Source organism: Magnetospira thiophila (assembly GCF_054657015.1).
Map to the genome: position 1 here is coordinate 1,429,668 of NZ_BAAHXF010000002.1, position 17,624 is coordinate 1,447,291.

The 17,624-nt window shown below is 59.4% G+C and carries 12 protein-coding genes; 2 read left to right on the forward strand and 10 right to left on the reverse strand.

The genetic code is table 11. The features are described from left to right. Positions 1-17: 17 nt before the first annotated feature. Together ACYQ1P_RS16440 and ACYQ1P_RS16445 are read right to left on the reverse strand one after the other, a co-directional pair. The gene (locus ACYQ1P_RS16440; RefSeq protein WP_460021429.1) at positions 18-803 is read right to left on the reverse strand and encodes a hypothetical protein; all 786 of its coding nucleotides are present in this window, start codon (positions 801-803) and stop codon (positions 18-20) included. Positions 804-821: 18 nt separating this feature from the next. Beyond that, positions 822-992 carry a hypothetical protein gene (locus ACYQ1P_RS16445; protein WP_460021430.1) on the reverse strand — a complete coding sequence of 57 codons (171 nt, stop codon included), beginning with the start codon at positions 990-992 and terminating at the stop codon, positions 822-824. A 138-nt stretch (positions 993-1,130) separates the two neighbouring features. On the opposite strand from ACYQ1P_RS16445, the gene ACYQ1P_RS16450 reads away from it, so the two are divergent. Continuing rightward, on the forward strand, positions 1,131-2,531 hold the full coding sequence (locus ACYQ1P_RS16450; protein ID WP_460021431.1) for an IS1380 family transposase: 1,401 nt from the start codon (positions 1,131-1,133) through the stop codon (positions 2,529-2,531). A 176-nt stretch (positions 2,532-2,707) separates the two neighbouring features. Here ACYQ1P_RS16450 and ACYQ1P_RS16455 read toward each other — a convergent pair whose 3' ends face one another. From ACYQ1P_RS16455 to ACYQ1P_RS16480, 6 genes are all read right to left on the reverse strand, one after another. Beyond that, complete coding sequence (locus ACYQ1P_RS16455) at positions 2,708-2,908, reverse strand: hypothetical protein (protein ID WP_460021432.1); 201 nt, start codon at positions 2,906-2,908, stop codon at positions 2,708-2,710. Positions 2,909-3,159: 251 nt separating this feature from the next. Beyond that, complete coding sequence (locus tag ACYQ1P_RS16460) at positions 3,160-4,233, reverse strand: hypothetical protein (protein WP_460021433.1); 1,074 nt, start codon at positions 4,231-4,233, stop codon at positions 3,160-3,162. A gap of 156 nt (positions 4,234-4,389) precedes the next feature. Further along, a complete protein-coding gene (locus ACYQ1P_RS16465; RefSeq protein WP_460021434.1) occupies positions 4,390-6,147 on the reverse strand; it encodes an ATP-binding protein in 1,758 nt (585 codons plus the stop codon). Next, positions 6,140-6,553: a response regulator gene (locus tag ACYQ1P_RS16470; protein ID WP_460021435.1), complete on the reverse strand. Its 414-nt coding sequence runs from the start codon at positions 6,551-6,553 to the stop codon at positions 6,140-6,142. Before ACYQ1P_RS16470 ends, ACYQ1P_RS16465 begins: the two co-directional genes overlap by 8 nt. A 35-nt stretch (positions 6,554-6,588) precedes the next feature. After that, entirely contained in the window at positions 6,589-6,975 is a 387-nt protein-coding gene (locus ACYQ1P_RS16475) for a DUF1987 domain-containing protein (RefSeq protein ID WP_460021436.1), read from the reverse strand. A gap of 14 nt (positions 6,976-6,989) precedes the next feature. After that, positions 6,990-7,541: a SiaB family protein kinase gene (locus tag ACYQ1P_RS16480; protein WP_460021437.1), complete on the reverse strand. Its 552-nt coding sequence runs from the start codon at positions 7,539-7,541 to the stop codon at positions 6,990-6,992. Positions 7,542-7,762: 221 nt separating this feature from the next. Between ACYQ1P_RS16480 and ACYQ1P_RS16485 the strand changes: the two genes are divergently transcribed. Beyond that, positions 7,763-14,716: a transporter substrate-binding domain-containing protein gene (locus ACYQ1P_RS16485; protein ID WP_460021438.1), complete on the forward strand. Its 6,954-nt coding sequence runs from the start codon at positions 7,763-7,765 to the stop codon at positions 14,714-14,716. A 154-nt stretch (positions 14,717-14,870) separates the two neighbouring features. Here the strand turns inward: ACYQ1P_RS16485 and ACYQ1P_RS16490 are convergent, their stop codons facing one another. Together ACYQ1P_RS16490 and nirJ are read right to left on the reverse strand one after the other, a co-directional pair. Beyond that, the gene (locus tag ACYQ1P_RS16490; RefSeq protein ID WP_460021439.1) at positions 14,871-16,418 is read right to left on the reverse strand and encodes a cytochrome D1 domain-containing protein; all 1,548 of its coding nucleotides are present in this window, start codon (positions 16,416-16,418) and stop codon (positions 14,871-14,873) included. Beyond that, positions 16,415-17,617 carry a heme d1 biosynthesis radical SAM protein NirJ gene (gene nirJ / locus ACYQ1P_RS16495; RefSeq protein ID WP_460021440.1) on the reverse strand — a complete coding sequence of 401 codons (1,203 nt, stop codon included), beginning with the start codon at positions 17,615-17,617 and terminating at the stop codon, positions 16,415-16,417. Before nirJ ends, ACYQ1P_RS16490 begins: the two co-directional genes overlap by 4 nt. Positions 17,618-17,624 lie beyond the last annotated feature (7 nt).

A 17,624-nucleotide genomic window follows, 5' to 3' on the forward strand; every position in this document is an offset into this window, starting at 1 on the left:
TCTGATCCCTTCAAAATTTACAGTGTGTTTTTGGCGATGTCGTCGAGCCAGATGAGGGCACCCTTGGTCGATGTCCAGGTTTCGACGGCGTTGATGACGTAAAGGACGGCTTCTTCTTTGGAGCCCAGGGCGTATCCGGCGGGCATGGTTTTGGGCAGGCGCTTGGCACCGAGCAGGTAGGCGGGCACATGGGGGTTGTTTTTGATGGCCGCCTTCAGGGCCTTGGTCGCACCGGAAGTGGTGCCGCCTTGTTTGAACTGGAGCAACGCATAGCTATAGCCCCATTCGGCGAAGTCCGGCTCTTCGTACTCTTCGAGCAAGGCGCGGGCGGTGGCGAGTTGGTTGAGATCGAGCAGTTTCGGGCCCAGGATATGGCGGATGCCGAGGTTGTCGCCCGGGCACAGCCGCAGCATGTCGCGCCAGTGGGCGACGGCGTCGTCGCGCGCGCCCATGTCCCACAGGCACTCGGCCAGGGCGGCGCGGGCGCGCATGTAGGGGCGGGTTTCCAGAATTCCCCAGAAGTGCCCTTCCTCCTCCTCGAAGGCGTCTGGACCTAGCTCCTGGCGCACCGCCGCTTCGCCGGCGGCCACGGCTTTTTCCAGATAGCCGTGCGCTTCGATTATGGTTTTCGCCGCCTCTTGGGCCAACAAGCTCCACGCGTCGGCGCACAATTCCGAGAGTTTCAGAGCCTGCTTCGCCAGCGCGACCCGGTCCCGTTTGGCCGCGCATTCCCAGGCATCGAACATCAGTTCCTGCGCCCGGTCGAGCGGATTGTCACCCGCCTCACCGCCGGGGGCATCCATGTACATCCCACGCTGCAATCACGCCATCATCGCCTCCATGGCCGCGCGCCCCGCCATGGACGCATCCCGCGACAAAGCCGGATCGCTCACCAAATCCACCAAGGGATCGCGCGGCTCCGGCTGGACTTTCGGGCTGTTGGGTTTGGCGGCTTTCTTGCCGTCCTTGCGGCGGTTCTTGCTGACGGGCACGGGACCTCTCCGGCAGGGGGTGAAACGGATCGCCAGCCTAACAAAAAAACAATGCCGACACCCGCGCTTTTTGATCCACCGGCGCGGCCGAATTCGCTACAATTCATCGTGTTATCAATACGATAGTGAGGATACGCCATGCAGTTCTCCGACTTCGGACCCCGCACCGTCCTGGCCGCCTTCGACGGCGGGAAGATCACCTCCGACGCGGGCGGGTTGCTGTTGCGCGAAACCGCGACGCGACTGGATTTGTGGTCGCGCATGGCCGAGCATTTCGACGATTTCCGCGACCCTGCCAGGGTGGCCCACGCTCTGCCCGACCTGCTGGCCCAACGGGTCATGGCCATCGCCTTGGGCTACGAGGATGTCAGCGATCATGACAGTCTGCGCTTTGATCCTTTGCTGAAGCTGATCGCCACGCCAAAGAAAACGCGCGGATACGCCCCCTCGCGCCTAGCCGCCGCTTCCACCATCGGACGGCTGGAACAGAGCTTCGCCGACGGCGATCAGCGCTATCACAAGTTTTCCGCCAAGCCGGCGCAACTCCAGGACCTCTACGTCAACCTGTTCGTCGAAAGCCATGATGCGCCGCCCGAGCGCATCACACTCGACATCGACGCCACCGACATCGAGACCCACGGCCATCAGGACGGCGGGTTCTTCAACGGATACTATGAGCACCGGTGCTTCCTGCCGCTCTACATCACCTGCGGCCCGCACCTGCTGTTGTCCAAGCTGCGCGAAGGCAATGTGGATGGGGCCCGTGACGCAAAGAAGGCAATCCGGCGCATCGTCGGGCTGATCCGCAAGCACTGGCCTGCGGTGAAGATTCTGGTCCGGGGCGACTCCGGCTTCGCCCGCAACAACCTGATGAACTGGTGCGAGGCCAATGGTGTCGATTATATTTTCGGGCTGGCCCGCAACAGCTATCTTCTGCACAAGGCCCGCATGACCCGAAGCCGCGCCGCCGTGGCCATGATCGATACCAACGCGCCCGTCGAGATGTTCGGCCACTTCTCCCACCGCCCCAAATCCAAAAGCTGGCCGCGGCCCCGCCACGTTATTGCCAAGGTTCTGCACCGGCCCGGCCACGAACAGCGCGTGCGTTTCCTGGTGACCTCCCTGGACTGGAACAGCGACTGGGTCATCCCGGAGGCGAAGAAATTCTTCAACGACCGCGACGCCATGCCCCGCGCCATCTACCAGAACATCTACTGCCCGCGCGGTGACATGGAAAACCGCATCAAAGACTGCCAACTCGACCTGTTCGGCCACCAGACCTCGGCCCACGGGTTCAAGCCCAATCAGTTGCGCCTGATCCTCGCCGGCTTCGCTTACGTGCTGCTGACGCACCTTCGCCTGCGCGGACTGAAAGGCACCGATTTGGCCAAGGCCGCGCCCGACACCCTTCGCCAAAAACTGCTCAAAATCGGCGCCCGCGTCATCACCTCGGTACGCCGCATCAAGATCGCCATGCCCGACGCCTATCCTTACAAAGACGCCTTCTTCACCGCCTGGCGAAACCTCGCGCCGACGTAATCGCGGCACCCAACATCCGCCCCAAAGTCGGACCGCCCCGTGACCGGGCGGCGTCAAAACGCGCCCAAAACCAAATAAAATAACGCTAAGATTGTATTTGCGCGACTATGTCCTCCCGAAAATCCAGATCCCTCCGCCAATCGGAAAACGTGTCGCCGAAATCGACCCCCGGAAGGTCAAAGTCGTGGCAATTTGGATGCGGGAAAATTCCTGGTGACGGATCCGGGTTTCAAGCGCGCGATCTCCTCGCGCAACGCCGCATTCTCCGACGACAGCCGGGCATTCTCTTCCAGCAGCCCCAGCGCCAGCGGCTTGAGCACCAACGGCGAAAACGCATCAATATCTGGGCGTGGCTTGACCATGCCCCACAGAATCATGAAACAGTGGCCGATTCAACCAATTGTGAGTCCGTCGGCCACCACCGCCCGGACTTTTGCCCCAGTTACCAAAATTTGCTTTAACAGCTTGCTGAAAAAGTCAGATTTGGCGGATGTGGCGACACATGCTTCGACAAGCTCATACTTCGACAAGCTCAGCATGAGGACTTTAATACTCAATGAGTTAGCCTCACCCTGAGCCTGTCGAAGGGCGAGGCGGGACACTGAAAAACGGCGTTTTCAGCAAGCGGCTAGACGTTGATATTGAGCAACATCTGCGCCACCTTGTTCCTGCCCGTCAGTCCGCGGAACATGAAATTATAGTCCACCTTCAAGGACATGGCGGAAATGACCCGGCCCTGGGCCGCCTCGTATTCCTGGGCCAGCTTGTATTGCTTCTCCTGCACCGCCTTGGCTTTCTCGACCAACAGATTGTTGACATCCTCGGTCAATCCTTGAGCCTTGGACTTCGCTTCCTCTTCGTAGAATTTGGCGATGGCGAAGGCGCTTTCATAGCGTGCCACCTCGACCTTGGCCGCTGCCTTGGCGTCGTACAAATCCTCCTTGGCACGGGTGCGGCCATCCGTTGTATTGAGATGCTCATAGTACCAGGCATTGCCCACCGAAAGCCCCTTGCCAGTGAAGGTGCCGGTCATGACTTCCGGGGTCCCGGAATCTGGATTGAGGGTGAAAGTAACCGTACTCCCGCTCACGCTATCGAAGCGCACGCCGTGTTCCATGGAATAGTTCACCTTGGTCGGATCGTCGGGATATGAATCATATTGCTTCAACAGCTTTGAAGTATGATCCGGCACCCAGACCTTGCCATTCTGATCGACGATCCGATAGCTGTCGCCCAGATAGTTGCCCTGCACCCGCTGCGATCCGCCATAGCGACTGGTTTTGTAGAAAACATCCGGCTCTACGCGACTGAGAGGATTCTTGGTCACCCCGCCACTTTCGGTGGCCGCGTCGATACGTTTGAGAAAATTATCGAAGGTCTTGCCATAGTTCCCATAGCCGCTATCGGTCTGTTCGGAGGAGACCACAAGCCGAATCATGGCATCAATATTGGACAGGATACTTTTGGCCTGCCCGGTGGTTTTCGACAGGAAGGTGGTCACCTCGCCAATACTGGCGGCCAGTTCCTTGTAGGCATCGACCTCGGCCTTCTTGGCGTTGATATCGGTCTGAAACTCGTTGGAAATCTTGTTGGATTCCTCCTGAACTTTCTTCGACTGCGCGTTCTGCATTTGCGACAGCAGCAGGTTCGACGCATACGAACTAACGGTGTTGGAGGTTTTTCCGGGGATAAAGACGGCCATGGTGTGCGTCTCCTTCTGGTGTGGCACGAGGCTCCTTCTGAGTCCTGACCTAGCATTCTAGCAGAAAATTTCGCCATCGACACGTTTATTCCTCCAACCCAACAAGTCGCAATCGTGACGTTACGGTCTTCAGGAAGTGCCGGGACGCGCTTGACCCTATGGGTGCCAGGAACGGGCGGTGATGGCCTGACGGGTGGTTTGCCAATGGTCCTTGAGGGTCTGGAATTGCCTCGGCAGGATGGTCCATTCGCCATCGCTTTTCACTTTTTCCAGGATGGCGCAGCTCTCGGCGAGGGCATGCGCGCCCACCGTGCGGGCCGCCGACTTGAGGCGATGGGCGAGCAGTCGGACCTGCTCTTCTTCGCCCTGGGAAACGGCCTGGGCCAACAATGCCATATCCTCGGCCGCCGTTTCGACGAACCCGTCAAGGATCTCGTCCAGCATCTCCGTATCGTCGCCGAAATTCTCAATCAGGAACGTCAGGTCCAGACCGCCGGATGGGGGCGGGGTTTCCGCCACGGCTTCGGTCGGCTTGGGCCCTTCCAAATGGGGTATGAAGTGGCACAGGGTCTGCCAGAGAGCCCGGATATCGAGCGGTTTGGTCAGGTAGGCGTCCATCCCCAGATCGAGTCCCTTTTGCGCCTCGCCCTCCACCGCATTGGCGGTGATGGCGATGATCGGGGGGATGTGCCCGGCCTCCCCGGACTTGATCCGGCGGGTCAGTTCGAGGCCGTCCATTTCCGGCATGTGAATGTCGGTCAGCAGGACGGCGAAGGACCGCCGCCGGAGTTCCTCCAAGGCCAGACGCCCGTTGTCGACAATGACCACCGCCAGACCGAGACGAGTCATTTGACGGCGGATCACCTCCTGGTTCGTCGGGTTGTCTTCGGCCACCAACACCAATTGACCCTTCGCCAGAGCCTCCTCCAGACTCGGCACCGGGCGTTGCGGCAGGTCGAGCAGGCGTCGATCCACCCGGCGGCTTGCCGCCTCATCGGGCGCGGCGGCGGGCATGAACGGCACGACAACGGTAAAGGTCGAGCCAACTCCCGGCGCGCTTTGCACCGACACGTCGCCGCCCATGAGGGTTGCCAGATGACGAACGATGGACAGACCAAGTCCCGTGCCACCGTATTTCCGGGTGGTCGAAATATCCGCCTGAACAAAGGGGCGGAACAGTTGGGTACAGGTTTCCTGATCCATGCCAATGCCGGTATCCGTGACCTGCAACCGCAACTGCTTTGAGTCCGCGATCGTATCCCAATGGACAGAGACGATGCCTCCGAGGTCGGTGAATTTGAGGGCATTGCCGATCAAGTTGAACAGGATCTGCCGCCACCGGACCGGATCGCCGAGGACCCAGTGCGGCAAATCCAAGGCGTAGTCAATGCGCAAGTGCAGGTTTTTCGCCCGCACAGTGGCTTCCAGAATTTCGGCCACCCCTTCAGTCGTTTCCACGAGATTGAACGGCAACGATTCGAGCGTCATGCGCCCACTCTCGATCTTCGACACATCGAGAATATCATTGATGATCTGCAATAGGGTGTGGGTGGATTGGCGGACCGTACGCAACATGCTCTGCTGGTCGTCGTCCAGCCGGGTCTCGCTCAACAGGTCGACCAGGCCCACGATGCCGTTCATGGGGGTGCGGATTTCGTGACTCATGGCCGACAGGAAAGCGGATTTGGCCCGATTGGCGGCGTCGGCTTGTGCCTGCGCCGCCTTGAGTTCCTGCTCATTGCGGTCGGCAATTCGGACCAGCATGCGCGCCGTGCGCAACAGCTTGCGGTATTGGTCGGTCAAGTCGCGGAACGGCGGCGATGCCTCCTCGGCACAACGTGCCTCCGCCTGCCGCAGGATATGGGTCTCTGCCTCGAATGTAAGATCGCCCTCGCCCGGCACACCCTCAGCCATGTGTTGGCGCACGCTTAAGTGCCCGAACCGTGGCCTCCACGAGGGCTTTCTTGGAGACCGGCTTGACCAGATAGCCATTGATTCCAAGGGTCGCCGCCTCTTTGACCTTATCGGCTTCGGCATGGCCGGTGAGCACGACAACGGGCAATGCCTTTTCGTTCACTTCCTCGGCATTGCGTATGAACTTCAAGACACCGAAACCGTCCAGCTTGGGCATCATCAAATCGAGAAACAAAAGGTCGATTTGACTCTTCTTCTCCAACAGGGTTTTCAGGCCCGCCGCCCCATCGGATTCCTCAAGCACCTCGCCGACCCCCACATCGCGCAACATGCGGGCGATCAGTCGGCGCATGAAGGCCTCGTCCTCGATGACAAGAACGGTCAGGCTTTTCAAGTCCGGGGTCAAAACGCCCTCCTCCGTCGAAACCAGAAAGAACGGTGTTATTCGTCGATTTCCTGGAGTTGGAAGTCCGCGTTTTCCAGGTCCTCGCCGAATTCCTCACCCATTTCCATCATGTTGTCGTCATCGGCTTCGTAGCACCAGATGACGGTGACCTTGTTGCCTCGCGAGGCGGTCTCGTCCAACGATTCCAAAATGAGCATCAGGACTTTGGCGGTCGATGAATTGAAATACTTGAGCCGAAAGGTGAAAAAAATATCCGCCCCAGACTGACTCTCCAAATGCTGCTGGAAATCACCGATCAGCGATCCGAAAAATTCGGTGACGTTCTCCGGGTAGGACTCACCGGAGATGAGGAAACGGTTGGCCGCAAAATCGAATTCAATACCCGGAGTGCGTTGGCCGGCGGGGAGGGATATATTTTCCATATTGCTTTTGTATCCTATGCGTAGGCCTTGAGACAGAAATAGGCGTGTTGGTCATTGACGTCGAGGAAATCGAACTCGAAGCCGTGAGTGGCCCGCATGGCAATGTCCAGAAATCCGACCCCGGCCCCCTTGGACCCCTCAGGAACTTCCCCCTTGAGGGTTTTTTTATAGGCCGCCTTGATTTCATCGTGACTCATGGACTGGATGTTTTTCAGGGCTCTGCTCAGGCGTTGCACGTCTTGTAAAGCGATCATGTTGGCGCAGGAAACAAAATATCGATCCTCCCGGTTGCCTACGGCCAGCACACCATAACCGATTTCCTTGTCGGATTCGGGCGGCGGCTCGTCGCGCTCAATGGAATAGCGGATGATATTCTGTACCTGTTCGACAAAAATGGAAAACAGGGCACGGGCCACTTTCTTCGATGTATCCTCGCGCTCCAGCTTCAGCTTGAGTCCCAGGCCGATACCGGTCAGCACATCCTCCGTCACCAGCCCGCTGTAGCAAAACAGGACGTCATTGGCATCCAGGGTGTTCCGCAGGTTGATCATGTCTTGTGCCAGCATAAACGTCGCCTCATTCAGACTCATGAATCATATGCCTGCCCCAGTATTATGCAAATTTAGCCGGATTAACCAGCCGAAAAATATGAAGAAGGGACGATAATCCTTGAACGACGGCCCCCTTGCGGGCGTATATTGGACTCCACAATGCCCCATGATTTTGATGCGCGAGGTGTGGCAGAGTGCGGGGGATTCTTTCATTGCTGGTGGGGTGCCTGCTCGGGATGGCCCTCCTGGCACCGGTCGTTCGGGCTGCCGATGATCCGGTGCCCCTGCGCATCGCCATCTCCGACGACTATCCTCCCTTTTCCATCGTCAATCAGAGCGGCGGGCCGTTTGGTCTGCTTGTCGATATCTGGCGGGCCTGGAGCAAAGCGACGGGACGGCCCATCACCTTCGTCTCGGGGGGCTGGAGTTGGACCCTGGAGGCCCTCAAGAACGGCGAAGCGGATATTCATTCGGGCCTCAATTGGACCGAGGAGCGCGCGACGTTTCTGGATTTTTCCGAACCCATCTATGAATCCCGTTCCACGCTCTTTACCTTCAACACGGACGCGCCGGTGACACTGGAAAATCTGGTCGGTAAGAAAGTTGGCGTGGTCAAGGACACCGTCCACGACCGCTTCCTGACCGAGCAGCATCCGACCATCCTGCGTCAGGCCTTTGACGATAATCAACAGACGATCAATGCCCTGCTGCTGGGGAAAGTCGATGCCATTCTAAGCGAAAGCGTTTCCATTCAGTCGTCGCTGGCCCGCTTGGGACTGGGAGGGGCTTTGCAGCGCTCGGATGTGGTGTTGTATGCAAAAGCCGTCCATGCAGGTGTCGCCAAGGGCAATCAGGCCCTGCTCAAACAGATCAACGAAGGGCTACAGTCCATCCCGGTCGCCACCATGGCGGAAATTGAAAGCCGCTGGCTGCCCAATCCGGCCGATCACTTCTATGTTCAGGACAAAAACCGTATTGCTCTCAGCACCGAGGAACAGGCCTGGATCTCCGCCAATCCCTCGATCCGGCTGGCCGTCACCACCTTCATCGAGCCGGTGGATATCTTCGATCAGAACGGCGGATACTCGGGCCTGAACCCCCAATTGATGGTGCTGCTTGGACAAAAGACCGGCCTTGAAATCAAACCAGAGTTTTTTTCCAAATGGTCGGACTTGGTCGACAGCACGCTGACGGGGAAGGTGGATGGCGCGCTGAGCTTTTCCATCACCCCGGAACGCCAGGCGCATGTGCAGTTCACCAAACCCTACGCCTATGACCCGGTGGTCATCATTACGCGCAACAGTCGGGAGGACATCTCGGCCCGCAACGACCTGCGCGGCAAGCGGGTGACTGCGGTTGAAGGGCTGGCCTGGATTGATGAGATCAAGGCGGATATCGGGGACGGCGAATTGGTCATCGTCGCCGACGATGGGGAGGGTCTGGCCAAGGTGGCGGCGGAGGACGTGGATGCTCATGTTACGTCACTGATCTTGTTCAATAGCGCCCAGAAAAGGCAGTTTGTCCCAGGATTGAAAGTGGCCGGGAGCCGCAACACAGAGGGCGGATCGCTCCGCCTTGCCGTCCATAACAGCAAGCCCCTGCTGTTTAACATTCTCGAAAAGGCTCTGAATGCGCTGACCGAGGACGAACTCAGGACATTGCGCGACAGGTGGCTGGCTCCGAAAGGCGATCCGGGTGCCGTTTTATTGAGCGACGCGGAAACCGACTGGCTGCGGACCCATCCGGTGGTCGATCTGGCCATGATGGATTCCTGGCCGCCGGTCAGCTACGTGGATTCCCTGGGACGGCCGCAGGGGGTCAGCGTTGCCCTGGTCGAAGCCCTCAACACCAAACTGGGCGGCGTGCTGCGCCTGCGCCCCGGGCCATGGAAGGAAAATCTGGCGGCGGTGGCTGAAAAACGACTTCCCGCTCTCCTCGACATCACCCCCAATCCGGCCCGCGAGGCGTCCTACAATTTTACTACACCCTATCTTTCCATTCCGCACGTATTCGTGGCCAGAAAGGATGTCGAGTATATCGCCGACGAAGGGAGCCTGAACGGCAAGATCCTGGCCCTGGAACGCGGCTTCGGCAATGTCAAATGGTTCCGCGAGAACCATCCCGAGATCATCGTCCAGGAATATGACGATACCAGCACCGCCCTCGGCGCGGTGTCGCGCGGCGAGGCCGTCGCCTACGCCGGCAACCGGGCGGTGGCGATGCATATCATCGAGGAGGAACTGATCGGCAATCTGGCCGTTCACGGACGGGTCGATAAACCGGCGTCGGTGCTGACCATCGGGGTGCGCAAGGACTGGCCGATTTTGCGCGACATCCTGCAAAAGGCCCTGAACGCCCTGACTGAAACCGAGCGCCGGGCCATTTTGCGGGCCGCTCTCATGCAAAGCGAGAGCGAGAAGCAAAGCACCCTGCCCCTGACGAACGAAGAACGGCAATGGCTGAAAGCCCATCCGGTGGTCCGGGTCCATAACGAAACCACCTGGGCGCCGTTCAATTTCAGTGAGAATGGGACCCCCAAGGGCTATTCCATCGACTATATGAACCTGCTGGCCGAACGCCTGGGGATCAAGGTCGAATACGTCACCGGCCCCACATGGAACGAGTTCATGGACATGATTCGCGGCAAGCGCCTCGATGTCATGCTCAATATCGTGAAGACCGAGGACCGGGAGAAATTTATCCTGTTCACACCCCCTTACGTGGACAACCCGCCAGTCATCATTACCCGCCTGAGCAGCGATCTGGCTGCCTTGGAAGACTTGAACGGTCAGTCCGTATGTATCCCGGAAGGTTTCTTCTATCAGGAAATCCTACAGCGCAAGTACCAGGAAATTCCTCTGGTTCTGGCGACCGATCAGGTGGCCTGCCTGCGCATGGTGTCGGACGGACGGGCCGAAGCGACCATCGCCGGTGTCGCCATTCAGGCCCACCTGATCGCCAAGTTGTTCCTCAGTAATCTCAAGGTCGCCGGAGGGATTGACGATCCCGACTTGTTCAACCAATTGCGCATCGGGGTGCGCCAAGACTGGCCGGAGCTTCGCGACATCCTGGAAAAAGCCATTGCTTCGGTGAGCGAGGATGATCTGCGCCCGCTGCGGGAACGATGGATGTCCGCCGAAGCCGTCACCCAGCCGGCGGAAGATCAGCAAACCGAAACCTCCAAGCTGGTGTTTGTCACCCTGGCCGCCGTGGTCGGCCTCATTTTGCTGTTGGCCCTGTTGCAGTGGGTGATCCGGCGCTGGGTGACCAAGGACGCCTCGAAGTTTTTCGAAGGCGAGGAGATCAAGCGGACCGGTGCGCTGCTGGTCGGCATCTATCTGCTGGCCGTAGTGGTGGCGGCCTGGCTGATGACGGCCAGTTCAGAGCGCGACGTCCGCCGGGAAATGGGAAGCAACCTCAAAACTGTTCTGCAAATGAGCCATGAGGCTCTGAAAATCTGGGCCGCGGGCGAAATGAACGCCATTGACAAGATGGTCCAGGACCCGGAACTGGTCCGCATGACCGAGGAACTGCTTCTCGTGCCCCGGGACGCCAAGGCTCTGAGAAACAGCATGGAACTGAATTTTTTGCGTCTGTGGATGGAAAGACGTTTCTTCAAGGACAGCGGCAAGGGATTCCATGTCATTGCCCCGGACGGCATAAGCATTGGCAGCCTCCAGGATTTCGAACTGGCGACCGGCAACCCCATCGCGGCACGGCATAAGGCCCTGCTTGATCAGGTATTCAAGGGCCAAACCAAATTCATTCCGCCGCTTCTCATCCCCTCGAACAGTCCGAAAGCCGGTGAAAAGGCGTTGTTGTTCTTTGCCGCACCCATCCGCGACGACACAGGATCGGTGATTGCCGTTCTGGCGGTGGCCCGGGACCCGGCCGAGGATTTCACCCGCATCACCCGGCTGGGGCGGTTGGGGCTCACCGGAGAAACCTACGCCCTCGACCAGGATGGCATTCTGAATTCGGCCAGCCGGTTTGACGCGGATTTACAGAAAATCGGCCTCATCGGGGAACAGGAAGCGGCTTTGTTGCATGTCAAGATACGCGATCCGGGGCGGGATCTGACAGGGGGCCAAGAGGGCCATATGGATCCGGACTCCTTGCCGCCGACCCTCGCGGCACAGGGCATCAAGGAGGGTCGTGCGGGACTGAATATAGAGGGCTATCGGGATTATCGCGGCGTCCGGGTGCTCGGCGCGTGGGTCTGGGATGCCGATTTAAGGATCGGGCTGGCGACTGAAATCGACGAAGCGGAAGCCCTGGGTTCCTTCTGGAATCTGCGCCGCACCATGATGATTGTTCTGGCGGCGACCGTTTTGACTGCGCTGGGTCTGGGCGGGCTGTCCGTATGGATCGGGCAAAGCGCCACCCGCTCTCTAACCAAGTCCCGGGACGCCGCCAACGAGGCCCGACTGCGGGCCGAAGAGGCGCGCGCCGAGGCCGAGGCGGCGGAGGAACTGCTGCGCAAAAACGTGGCGGAAATCGAACGCTTCAACCGATTGGCCATGGGGCGGGAACAGCGGATCATCGAACTCAAGGGGCAGATCAATCAATTGAGCCTCGTGGCGGGTCAGGAGACCCCGTTCCAGGTTCTGGATGGCTCGGATGAGCCGCCGCTTGAAGAGGACGAGTCCCCTGAAACAGCGCTTTCCATCGCCGAAATCATGGATCTGAAGCATCTTCAGGAGTTGCTGGAGAACTTTTGCGCCGCCGTCGGTATCGCCTCGGCGATTATCGACCTGAAAGGGAACGTGCTGGCCGCCGCCCGTTGGCAACGGGCCTGCACGGATTTCCATCGGGTCCATGAGGAGTCCTGTGCCCGCTGCATCGAAAGCGACACTGATCTGGCGCTCCATCTGCAGAAGGGAAAGGATTTCGCCGTCTATCGCTGCAAGAACGGGCTGACCGACGCGGCCTCACCGATCATCATTGAAGGCGAGCACGTGGCGAACGTGTTCATTGGGCAATTCCTGCTCCAGGAGCCGGACCGGAGCTTTTTTGCCGAACAGGCGCGAACCTTCGGCTTTGATGAGCAGGACTATCTCTCCGCCATCGGGGACGTGCCGGTGGTGACGGAGGCAAAGCTGCCGAACATTCTGGGCTTTCTGGCCGGGTTCTCGCGGCTCATCGGCTCGCTCTCCATCGAACGCCTGAAGGCCGAGAAATCCGGCGAGGTCATCCGCCGGGAACGGGTCGCCGCGATGAATCTTGCCGAGGATGCCGAGTTCGCCCGGGCGGAGTTGGCGGAATACAAAGACCAACTGGAAGATCTGGTGGAGGAACGCACGTCGCGCCTGCGCAGCATCATCGACACGGCGGTCGACGGCGTCATTGTGATCAACCAGACGGGCCTCATCGAAAGCTTCAGCCCCGCCGCCGAGAAGATGTTTGGCTATACGGCGGACGAAGTCATGGGGCAGAACGTCACGATGCTTATGCCGGAACCGTTCAAGGGTGAACACGACAGCTATTTGCAGCGCTACATGAGCGGCAAATCCGCGGGCATCGTCGGCAGCAACCGCGAAGTCATCGGACAGCGCAAGGATGGCTCGACTTTCCCCATTGATCTGGCAATCGGCGAAGCGCAACTGGCCGATGAGTGGATCTTCACCGGCATGGTGCGCGACATCACCGAACGCAAGCGGGCCGAGCAGGAACTGGCCGAGGAAAAGGCGCGTTTGCAGAATATCCTCGATCAAAGCCCGGTGAGCATCGCCTTTTCGACAAAGGGCCGTGTCCATTTTGCCAACCCGCTGTTTATTGAAACCTTCGGGGCCGGTCCCGGCGACGAGTCCCCCAACCTTTATGTGGACCCGGGCGTGCGCGAAGGACTCGTGGAAGCGCTGACCCGCGACGGCATCGTCAGCAACCGCGAAATTCGCATGTATGACCGCCACAAACAGATCCGCGATCTGCTGATCACCTATCAGCCGATCACCTTCGGGGGTGAAGAGGGCATCCTGGGGTGGCTGCTGGACATCACCAAACGCAAGCGGGCCGAGGCGGAACTGGCGCGGACCGAGGAGCAAAACCGCCTGCTGCTGGAATCCGTGGGCGACGGCATTTTCGGGACCGACGAGAACGGCAAAGTCATCTTCGTCAATGGTCGGGCGCTCGATCTTTTGGGCTATGACCGCGAATCCCTGATGGGCCACCGGGTGCATGAAATCATCCATCACAGCCACCTCGACGGGAGCCCCTATCCGGTGGAGGAATGCCCCATGTGGCATGCCTATTCCAAAGGCGAGGCCTCGCATATCGACGATGAGGTGCTGTGGCGCAAGGACGGCTCCTCCTTCGCCGTCGAATACAGTGCCTCGCCGATGATGCGGGAAGGTGAGACCATCGGCTCGGTGGTCGCCTTCCGCGACATCAGCGAACGCAAGGAGGCCCAGGCCAAACTGGCCGAGGCCTACGCCATCATTTCCAGTTCCATCGACTATGCGGCCAACATTCAACGGGCCGTGCTGACCGGCGACGAGCTTCTGGCGGCAACCACGCGAGAGCATCTGGTGCTCTGGAAACCGCGCGACGTGGTGGGGGGCGACATCTATTGGTGCCATATCTGGGGCAACGGACTGTTGGTCATCCTTGGCGATTGCACCGGACATGGCGTCCCCGGCGCGTTCATGACGCTTATTGCCTCAGGCGCGCTCGATCAGGCCATGGGCGATGTGCCGCCGGGACAAGTCGCCACCCTGATTCAGCGCATGCACCAAATCATCCAGGTCACCCTGGGCCAGCACGGTGCCCAAGGCGACAGCGACGACGGTCTCGAATTGGGAGCCTGCTATATCAATGAATCACTCTCCCAGATGAGCTTTTCCGGCGCGCGCTTCCCGTTGTTCGTGGTCCGCGACGGCGAAGTAGTGGAATACAAGGGCACAAAAAAAGGCATCGGATATCGCCAGATCCCGCATCAACAGACCTACGACCAGATCGAGTTGTCACTGGAAGACGAGGCCACCTATTACATGACCTCCGACGGCTTCCTGGATCAGGTCGGCGGGGAAAAGAACCAGATGTTCGGCAAACGGCGGTTCAAGCAATTGCTGCTGGATCTCCAGGATCGCCCCGTCCATCAGCAAATGGAACCGATGATGCAAGCCCTGGCCGACTATCAGGGAACGCAGATCCGCCGCGACGACGTGTCGGTGATCGGCTTCAAGCTCTAGCAGCTTGCTGAAACAGCCGTTTTTCAGTGTCCCGCCTCGCCCTTCGACAGGCTCAGGGTGAGGCTAACTCATTGAAAAATTGAATGTCCTCATACCGAACTTGTCGAAGCATGTGTCGCCACAACGGAATTTGCTCTCGCAATGTGACTTTCGTTCAATGACTGGTGCCTTCTTCGTAGGTGATCTTGTTGAAGACGTTGTACTTGCCCACCGGCTTGTTCATGGGGATGCGCTTGACCTCCTCGAGGGTTTGGGCGTCATAGACGACCAGGGCGCCGTCGGTCTCCCAGATGCTCACCAGCGCATGGGTGCCGCTACGGTCAAACTCCACATGGGCCGCCGTCTTTCCGGGTGCGGGGCGCAGGGTCTTGACGATTTCCAGGGTCCGTTTGTCAATCACATGCAGCACGTCCTTGTGTGGGCCAAAGAAGACATCGACCCAGGCAAAGGGCGTATTCTTGTGGCTGCGCATGAAGAAGCCGGGGCCGAGGGTCTCGATCTGCTTGAGAGTCTTCCAGGTCTTCATGTCGATGACGCTGACCGTCCCGGCGTTCAAATGCGGCGTGGCCAGCACGGTGCGCCCTTCATAGTCGAAGGTGATACCCGATCCCAGGTGCGGCAGGCCGGAAAGATCAATGTCGGCAATCTTTCGTCCCACACCCAGATGCACCACCTGCCCATTCTTGCCGTTGCGCGCGGCCCCCACCAGAAGGCGGTAACTCTGATCGAAAAAGAAGTCGTCCAGGTAGTCGTCCAACAGAATGTGGCGCACCGGAAACGGCCCATGATCGAATTCGCCCTCGGTCATGTGCGGCATGTAGTTATGAATCAGGCCCAGCGGCACCGGCTCCGGGTGGTCGGAATACTGGATTTCCCAGATTTCGGGGATGTCCTTCAGGGCGATGACGAAACTCTCACGCGGCGGGGCGGTGTAAACGGCACTGGCCCGGGAACTGATCCCGGCCATGGATTTGACGTCAAACAGCTTGATTGGCGTCAGGCCCTCTGCCTTCAGCAGCACCAGGGAATGGGGCAGGTAATTGGCCGCCATAATATAGCGTCCATCCGCCGAAACCGCGATGTTGCGCATATTGATCCCGGCGCGGATTTCGGCCACCGGTTGCAGGCTGTACAAGTCGTATTTGCTGACCCAGCCGTCGCGTGATCCCAAATAGACAAACCGGCCGTCGGGCGAATATTTGGCTCCCCCATGCAGGGCGAAGCGGCTCTGAAAACGCCACAGCGGTTCGAATGAGTCGCCGTCGAGGATGGTGACATGATGGTCACCCGCTTCCACCACCGTGAACAGGTTCAGCGGATCGGCCTGATATTGCGGTTTGTCGGGCAGAGTGGCGGGGTCGGCATGCTGCACTCGGCTGGCGGTAATTTCGGCCAATCCCCAGGCGGGCATTTCAGGCAGCGGGGTGAAGATCCACTCGGCGAGGGCAGCGATGTCCTCGGACGTCAGCTTGTCGCCAAACCCCGCCATCTGGGTTGAGGGCCTCCCGGACGTGATCACTTGCACGGCCTCGCCTTTTTTCAAACGACCCAGGTTTTCCGGCAACAGGGCCGGGCCGATGGCCCCCAGCCGACCCGGGCCATGGCATTCGGAGCAATGCTGCTGAAACAACGCCGGGGCGTCTTCGGCTTGCGCCGCCGTTGAAAGGAGAAGAAGACCTAAAATCCAGGAGATGTTTTTCATGCGATTGCCTTGCGTCTGGCGGAATAGGGTGTGAGCGCCACCCGCTCCCTGGTGCTATCTTCGATACCGATTTCCCCGTCGGTCAAATAACATCCGGGATCTTCTGCCCACGGGTCGCCGGTCACCTGCTCGGCCCGCACCCGGGTATTGCCACCGCAAATGTCAAAATGGATGCAGGCGGCACAGCGTCCGTGCACCTTGCGGGGACGCGCCTTGAGACCGGCCATCAGGGGGTCCGAGGTGTCACGCCATATGTCCCCAAACGAACGCTTTTTCACGTTGCCGAGGGTTTTGTGCCACCACATGGTATCTGGATGAACATTGCCCTCATTGTCCACGTTGGCCACATTGACACCGGAAGCATTGCCGCCCCATTGCACCAGCTTTTGCCTGAGATGGTCCAACCGCTCGGGAAACCGTTGCGCCACCCAATGCAGCAGGTAGACTCCGTCCGCATCGTTGTTGCCGGTGACGATTTCCTTCGGCGTCCCGGCTTGCAGTTTGTCCCAGCCGTATTGGAACAGTCGGTCCATGGCGCTGCGGGTCATCTTGAAGACCGCATCGTCGCGGCGGTTGGTGTTGCCGCGTCCGGCGTAATTGAGGTGCGATAGATAGAACCGCTCGATTCCTTCGGCATCCATCAGGGCCAGCATGTCATCCAGTTCGTGGGCATTGTCGCGGGTCAGGGTGAAGCGCAGGCCGACCTTGAGCCCCCGCGCCACACTTTGCCGCACCGCCTGCATGGAGGACTCATAAGCCCCATCCAGGCGGCGGAATCTGTCGTGGGTTTCCTGTGAGCCGTCGATTGAAATACCGATATAGTCGTAGCCCACATCGGCGATCTCGTCCATCTCCGCCGGCCCGATCAGGGTGCCGTTGGTGGACAGCGCGCAATACAGCCCCAACGCCTTTGCCCGGCGGGCGATCAGATGAATATCGGGACGCAGCAAAGGTTCGCCGCCGGACAGGATGACCGCCGGGACCCGAAACGCCTTGAAATCATCGAGCAGGCGCAGGGCCTCCTCGGTCGTCAATTCGCCCGGAAAATCCTTGTCTACCGCCAGGGCATAGCAGTGCTTGCAGGTCAGGTTGCAGCGCCGGGTCAGGTTCCAGATCACCACCGGCCCCGGTGGGTCGCGGCGCGGCCCGACCGCCGTCGGGGCTTGGAGTTCCTTGAGCATGTTGGTGATACGAAACATCGTCGTT

Coding starts and splice junctions, on each gene's coding strand:
- ACYQ1P_RS16440 (WP_460021429.1), bottom strand. CDS start 803: ATGGATGCCCCCGGCGGTGAGGCGGGTGACAATCCGCTCGACCGGGCG.
- ACYQ1P_RS16450 (WP_460021431.1), top strand. CDS start 1,131: ATGCAGTTCTCCGACTTCGGACCCCGCACCGTCCTGGCCGCCTTCGAC.
- ACYQ1P_RS16455 (WP_460021432.1), bottom strand. CDS start 2,908: ATGATTCTGTGGGGCATGGTCAAGCCACGCCCAGATATTGATGCGTTT.
- ACYQ1P_RS16460 (WP_460021433.1), bottom strand. CDS start 4,233: ATGGCCGTCTTTATCCCCGGAAAAACCTCCAACACCGTTAGTTCGTAT.
- ACYQ1P_RS16465 (WP_460021434.1), bottom strand. CDS start 6,147: ATGGCTGAGGGTGTGCCGGGCGAGGGCGATCTTACATTCGAGGCAGAG.
- ACYQ1P_RS16475 (WP_460021436.1), bottom strand. CDS start 6,975: ATGGAAAATATATCCCTCCCCGCCGGCCAACGCACTCCGGGTATTGAA.
- ACYQ1P_RS16480 (WP_460021437.1), bottom strand. CDS start 7,541: ATGCTGGCACAAGACATGATCAACCTGCGGAACACCCTGGATGCCAAT.
- ACYQ1P_RS16485 (WP_460021438.1), top strand. CDS start 7,763: ATGGCCCTCCTGGCACCGGTCGTTCGGGCTGCCGATGATCCGGTGCCC.
- ACYQ1P_RS16490 (WP_460021439.1), bottom strand. CDS start 16,418: ATGAAAAACATCTCCTGGATTTTAGGTCTTCTTCTCCTTTCAACGGCG.
- nirJ (WP_460021440.1), bottom strand. CDS start 17,617: ATGTTTCGTATCACCAACATGCTCAAGGAACTCCAAGCCCCGACGGCG.